General features: G+C 67.7%; 5 protein-coding genes. 2 read left to right on the top strand and 3 right to left on the bottom strand.

Annotated elements, in window-relative coordinates; genetic code table 11:
- Positions 1–93: 93 nt before the first annotated feature.
- A complete protein-coding gene (locus ENN83_RS03535) occupies positions 94–1,077 on the bottom strand; it encodes a ParB/RepB/Spo0J family partition protein (RefSeq protein ID WP_287184186.1) in 984 nt (327 codons plus the stop codon).
- 52 nt (positions 1,078–1,129) lie between these two features.
- Complete coding sequence (locus ENN83_RS03530) at positions 1,130–2,515, bottom strand: AAA family ATPase (protein ID WP_287184184.1); 1,386 nt, start codon at positions 2,513–2,515, stop codon at positions 1,130–1,132.
- A gap of 441 nt (positions 2,516–2,956) precedes the next feature.
- Between ENN83_RS03530 and ENN83_RS03525 the strand changes: the two genes are divergently transcribed.
- The gene (locus ENN83_RS03525) at positions 2,957–3,946 is read left to right on the top strand and encodes a replication initiator protein A (protein WP_287184182.1); all 990 of its coding nucleotides are present in this window, start codon (positions 2,957–2,959) and stop codon (positions 3,944–3,946) included.
- A gap of 68 nt (positions 3,947–4,014) precedes the next feature.
- Positions 4,015–4,977: an endonuclease/exonuclease/phosphatase family protein gene (locus tag ENN83_RS03520; RefSeq protein WP_287184180.1), complete on the top strand. Its 963-nt coding sequence runs from the start codon at positions 4,015–4,017 to the stop codon at positions 4,975–4,977.
- A 20-nt stretch (positions 4,978–4,997) separates the two neighbouring features.
- Here the strand turns inward: ENN83_RS03520 and ENN83_RS03515 are convergent, their stop codons facing one another.
- Positions 4,998–6,014, bottom strand: a complete 1,017-nt coding sequence (locus ENN83_RS03515; protein ID WP_287184178.1) for an acyltransferase family protein — start codon at positions 6,012–6,014, stop codon at positions 4,998–5,000.
- Between the last annotated feature and the right edge of the window lie 162 nt (positions 6,015–6,176).

Below are 6,176 nucleotides of genomic sequence, written 5' to 3'. Positions count from 1 at the left end.
GGATCCTTGTCGTGGACGATGACCTGCCCGACCTGCCCGATCTGCTGGATATCGCCTGATCCGGGTTTCGCATGCGAAACCGGCGCGCGCCGCTCAGGCGCGCGTCTTCAGCCAGCGGCGCAGGTCTTCGGCCAGCGCCGCATCCACCCCCGCCCCTGACAGCGTCAGCCGCCTGCGCCCGGCCTTCAGCGCGATGCCGGGGGCGATGTCTTCGGCCGCTTCGGGGGTCTTGGCCCCCTGCCCTTGCAGCGCGCGTTCCAGCACCGCGCGTTCGGCCCTGGCATCCTCGGGTGCCGCGCGGTGCAGCGCCTCGGCCAGGTACCCGCGGAACCCGGGCTCGGCCTGCAACCGCCCGGCCAGCGCAAGCCCCAGATGCTCGGGGATCGCGGCGGGAAAGCGCAGGACATCGTCCAGCGCCTCGACCAGCGCGGTAAAGGCCATGATCTTGGAGCGTTTCGGCGCAGGCGCGGCCGCGAACAGCGCCGAAACGGCCGCCGCCCTGTCCCCGTAGACCCCCCGTTCCGCGGCCTCGACCGCGATATGGGCACGTTCGTAGAAGCTGAGGCCCGAGCGGATCTCGTTCTCCTCGACCATCGCGCGATAGGCCTCCGGCGCGCCCTGGGGGCTGCGCACCAGCGCCTGGACATGGGCGAAGCGGTCCGCGCCGGTTTCGGCATGCAGGCGGCGCAGCGCGGTCAGCCGCCGCCAGCCGGAAATCAGCCCGTAGCGCCCCTGCCCCAGATCGACCACCTCGATGGGCATCTGCTGGCCGCGGTCGCGCAGGCTGGCGATCAGCGGCGCCAGTTCGGCCTCGTCCATCCCGATCCGGTCGCGCGCCAGATGCGCCTCCTCGACCGCGGCCAGCGGCAGGCGCATCACGAAGCGGCCCTCGGCGCGGGCGCTGTGCAGTTCGTGGGCGACCTCTTCCAGGGCGGCGCGCGCGGCGGCATCGCCCGAGACCTCGGCGATCGGTGCGGGCGGGCGGCGGTAGGTTGCGGCCACTCCCATTGCCTTGGTTTCAAGCCCCGCGCCGAAAAGCTCGGGGTCGGCGGGGCTCAGACGTTTGCGTTTGGCCATGATGCTGGTCCCTTTTCCTGCGCGATCCGCGGCGAGTTTCGCATGCGAAATCTTACTCGGCCGCCAACCCGGCGCGCGCCCGTTCCTCGCGCCGCCAGATACCCAGCAGAAGCCGCTTGAAGGCGGCATAGGTCTCGTCGAAGGTGGCGCGCCCGCGCACATAGGTATCGCGGTTGAAGTCGCGGTAATCGGCCTCGTATATCCCGTTCACGCTTTCGCCCGCCTGACCGATCAGCGCGGTGAAATCCTGCCGGTAGGGCGACAGCGTGCGGCCCATATAGGCCTGCATCAGCGCGGCCATCTCGGCCTGCTGGGCGGCGTCGTAGCGGGTGACGATGGCCTGCACCGCGTCCCATTCGAAGGCCAGTTCCTCGCGCCCCAGCGCGCGGGCGGCGATGTTCTCGCCTTCCTCGATCGAGGAAAAGGTCGCGTGCAGCATGTCGAAGAAGCGGCCCGTGGAATCGAACTCGACGAAGCTGGCACCGACGGGCACCAGCAGGATGTCGGCCGCGGCCAGCCCGTTGATCGTGAGATAGCCAAGCGCCGGGGGGGTGTCGAGGAACACCAGGTCATAGCGGTCGAGCACGCCACCCGTCTCCAGCGCCTCGGAGAGCGCATCCCACAGCTTCCAGGAGCGGGCATTCATCCGCCAGACGGGGATCTGGAATTCCGACCAGTAAAGGTTCAGCTGCGCCCCGATCAGGTCGATATTGGGCCAGTGGGTCGGCCGGATGACGTCGGCGGGGCCCAGCTTGATCGCCTCGGACAGTGTCTCGTCCAGCGGCAGCGGCGCCTCGCCCCGGTCGAGCCTGCGCTGGTTCTCGGCCCTCAGATGTTCGCCGTAATGGCGCGCGAGCAGCGGGAAGACGGTGTCCCATTCATCAGCGACCCGGGCGCCGAAGATCGAGGTCATCGAGCCCTGGCTGTCCAGATCGACCACCAGCACCTTGTAGCCGTCAAGTGCAGCCGACATCGCCAGATGCGCGCAGGTGCTGGTCTTGCCGACGCCGCCCTTGAAATTCGCCACCGCCACGACCTTGGCGGGCAGGCCCTGCGGCCGGTAGGGCAGGTATTCCTTGGCCTTGGACCCGGCGGCCCCGAAATGTGCCCTGAGCCGCAGCACCTCGTCCAGGCTGAACCATTTCGCCCCGCCCTCGGTCTCGGAAACGCCCTGGGGCAGGTCGGGATTCTCGCGCAGGACGCGGCGGAAATGGGCGGGCGCGACCGGGATCAGGTAGCGGGTGATCTCCCAGGTGGAAAACGGGCGCAGGCGGCGGGTGCCGGTCTCGTCCAGCCCGCGGCCCGCCAGATCGGCCCGGCCGCGTGCGCAGGCCTCGGCGATGGCCTGAAGACCGGCGGTCCCGGTAGGGGGCGGCAGGTCGGCCATCGCCTTGTCGGGCGAGATGTTGAAATAGGGAGGCAGTTCGTTGCCCTGCATGCTCGACCCCCGATGTATCGCCTTTTGGCCAATGTGCCATAAAAGACGATACACGCAAAGCGAAACGTCTCTTCCCTGCTTTTTTCTTGGCAAATCCGGCTTGATTCGGGCTTTCGGGCCGTTCGGGCAGGGGGGTCTGCCGGTGCTGTCGTGTTAGTTTTGTGTTATTTCACGGTTACGAGGTCTCGCCTGTATCGCGAAATCCCTTTTGTTTCAGGCGTTCCGGGGGGGTCGGACCCGCCCTTTGCGACTCCGAAACCCCGATGAAACGACTCCGATCCCACGCTCGGGCGACTCCGATCCCCCGATGGGTGCGCGGTCGGGCTGGACGGACTTATCCACAGGCCTTAGGGTGGGGCGTCAATGAAACCCCGAAAACGGGGCCCCGAAAACGGGGACAGTCCGGAAAACCGGGCGGGGCAGGCAAGAGGCAGGACGGGCATGAGCGGGGCGATCTCCCTCCAGCAGGATTTCTTCGTCTGCGATTTCTTCGCGGCGGTGCCCAAGCATGACCTCGCCTCGATGGAGCATCCGCTGTTCTCGCTCTCGACCCGGCCCGATCGGCGCATCCTCGAATACGAGCATAACGGCGTGCAGGTGACGGTGACGCCCTCGGTGAAGGGGCGGGCCACGATCTTCGATGCCGATATCCTGATCTTCTGCATCTCCCAGCTGATGGCCGCGCTCAATGCCGGCCGGCCCACCGCGCGCACGCTGACGCTGACCGCGCATGACCTGCTGGTGGCCACCGGGCGCGAGACCTCAGGCGACGGCTACAAGCGGCTGCGCGAGGCGTTCGAGCGGCTGGCGGGCACGCGGATCACCACCAATATCGTCACGGGCGACCAGGAGACGACCACCGGCTTCGGCCTGATCGAGGCCTGGCAGATCGTGCGCAAGACCCGCGGCGGACGGATGGTCAGCGTCGCGGTCACGCTCAGCGAATGGCTTTACCGCGCGATTCTGGCGAAATCGGTGCTGACGCTCAGCCGCGATTATTTTCGCATGCGAAAACCGCTGGAGCGGCGGCTTTACGAACTGGCCCGCAAGCATTGCGGCCGCCAGGCCGCCTGGCAGGTCTCGGTCGAGACGCTGTGCAAGAAATCGGGTTCCGCCAGCCCGCGGCGCGTCTTTCGCGCCATGCTGCGCGAGATCATCCGCGAGGGCCGCATCCCCGATTACGACCTGACCGAGGAACCGGGCGACCTGATCCGCGTCACGCCGAAATCGGCCCTGGTCGAGCCGGGGCAGGGCCGTGGCCCGATCCTCTCGCCCGCGGCGCTGGACGAGGCCCGCGCCCTGATCCCCGGGGCGGATGTCTACGCGCTCGAGGCCGAATGGCGCGCGATGTGGGCCGCGATGGGCCGCAAGGCGCTGCGCAGTCCGGACAAGGCGTTCCTGGGCTGGGTCCGGCGGCGGGCGATCACGTGAACCCTCGGTGCCGTCGGCTGTTCGCGGGCGGGGGCCGTTTCCCGGTTACCGTCGGCAGGAGATGAGGCATGGTCCCCGCAGAACGATCGATCCTGAAGGCGCAGTTTGCGGGAGCAGTGGCCATGGCGGGCGCGCTCTGCCTGCTGGCGGGCACCGCTTTCCGCTTCGTGCCGACCGAAGCGTTTCCGGGAGCGCTCGCCCGCATCCTGGACAGTCTGTCGCCCTGGTTCCTGGCGCTGGCCCTGCTGGCGGCGGCAATGGCCGCGGCGCTTGGCGTCCGGCGCACCGGTTTCGGGCTGGGTGTCCTTGCAGGGCTCGCGCTTGGCCAGCTTGCCCTGCAACACCGGGCGCTGAGCCTGCCGCTGGCGCCCGAGCGGGCGGCGGATATCCGCGTGCTGTTCTTCAATGCGCTCGGCGGGAATGCCGCCTTCGGCGACCGGATCGTATCGGCCGTGCTGGCGACGGACGCGGATATCGTCGTCATCGCCGAGGGCAAGGCCATCTACCCCGCGCTGGCGCGCCTGCGTGCGCATTACGCCTTCGTGTCGCCCTGCGCCTTCGAGGCCTGCGAACTGGTCGTCGCGACCCGGATCCCGCCGAAACGGTTCTGGCGCCTCAGCCTGAACCCGGTCTGGGACAATCGCTATGCCGTGGCCGAGATGCACACCGCAGGCGGCGCCGAATTTCATCTCGCCGCCAGCCATCTTGCGAAGCCCTGGCTGGTCGGCATTTCCGAGGCCGAACTGGCACGCCTGACCGCGCAATATGACTGGCTGCCGGGTCCGGTGGTCGCCCTGGGCGATTTCAATGCCGCGCCCTGGAGTCTGGGGATGCGGCGCCTGCTGAGGCGCACCGGCCTGCGCGCCCTGCGGGTGCCGCTGCCCACCTGGCCTGCCCGGGCCGGCGCGCTGGGGGTGCCGATCGACCATGTCCTCGTCCGCGACGGCGCGCGGGTCGTCCGCGTGCAGCCCTTCGGGGCAGGGCTGAACTCCAACCATCGCGGTTTCGTGGCGGATATCGCCCTGCCCTGAATGCCGGGCGGCAGGGGGTGCTAGCGGGACTGGCCCGGAACCGTAAGCCGGCCGAACCGGGTGCTGGCAGCGGCCCAGTGCAGCAGGCCCGGCAGCATCAGCCCGGCCAGGATCCCCAGCACGAGATGGATCTCGATCGCCGCGATCCCGAAGGAGTCCAGCAGCAGCCGCATCCCCGAGGTGCCGAACGGATGGTAGAGATAGATCGTGAAGGAGATCGGGCCGAGCCGATCCAGCAGCGCAATCCGGGGCAGGGCCAGCAGGGCGAGGGTGCAGGCGGACAGTCCGAAGGTCAGGCTTTGCAGATCCTGCCGCGCATTTGAGAATGACCCGGTGGCATGAAACTCTGCTGCATTCACCCAGCTTGCCAGGATAACGCCGACAAGCGCCATAACGATCAGCAGCCGGTGATGGGCGACGATCACAGCCCTGTGGCGGACGAAGATCGCTCCGAAGATGAAATAGGGCGCGAGGTATATCGCCTGGTTCACCGAGAAGACGTTCACTGGTACCCCCCAGCGGCTCAGGGAAGCCAGCAGCGCCAGCGCGAAGCAGGCCCAGACCAACCGTCCCCGGGACAGCACGTCAATCACGCCGAAAGCGACGAAGATGACCAGGATGGCCTGCAGGAACCAGTAATGGGCGTAGGGAAAGACATAGGCGCGCCATGGCGCATCGATCATGTCGAAGCGGGTCTGCACCAGATGCGAAGCGATCAGGAAGGCGGTGATCGCCACCGCCCCCGGTAACAGCAACCGACGCATCTTGCCGACAAGGAAACGCGGCAGGTCGCGCGGCTGGACGGGGCGCAGCGCGTAGACGAAACCCGCGATGAAGGCAAAGAGCGGCATGCGCAGGTCGATCAGGAAATCGGAAAAGGCCCGCAAGGCGTGGTCGTCCGGCAAGCCCAGGCCGCCTTCCGGGTCGATGCCGATGACATGGTAGGACACCAGAAGGAGTACGGCGATCGCCCGGGCGGTCTCGACGGGCATGTCGTTTTCCCGGGCGGTAAAGATGTTCGCGAACCTGTTGGCCACGGCAAATCACATGTATCTTGAATACTGTTCTGGACCCCGGCTGACAAAAGACGATGGGGGATATCCTGGCAATAGTCGTTTGGAAGGGGGCAGACCGATGACCACGCAGCGGATCAAGTCGGGGCTCGGTTGGGCCATGGTGTTTGGCCTTGCCGGGGGGGG

The sequence above is a fragment of the Rhodovulum sp. genome (assembly GCF_011048875.1).
GTDB classification, from domain to species: Bacteria; Pseudomonadota; Alphaproteobacteria; order Rhodobacterales; family Rhodobacteraceae; genus Rhodovulum; species Rhodovulum tesquicola.
This window is presented reverse-complemented; position numbering and strand designations above follow the sequence as displayed.

Excerpts from the sequence above, each read along its gene's own strand:
- ENN83_RS03535 (WP_287184186.1), bottom strand. The coding sequence starts at position 1,077 with ATGGCCAAACGCAAACGTCTGAGCCCCGCCGACCCCGAGCTTTTCGGC.
- ENN83_RS03530 (WP_287184184.1), bottom strand. The coding sequence starts at position 2,515 with ATGCAGGGCAACGAACTGCCTCCCTATTTCAACATCTCGCCCGACAAG.
- ENN83_RS03525 (WP_287184182.1), top strand. The coding sequence starts at position 2,957 with ATGAGCGGGGCGATCTCCCTCCAGCAGGATTTCTTCGTCTGCGATTTC.
- ENN83_RS03520 (WP_287184180.1), top strand. The coding sequence starts at position 4,015 with ATGGTCCCCGCAGAACGATCGATCCTGAAGGCGCAGTTTGCGGGAGCA.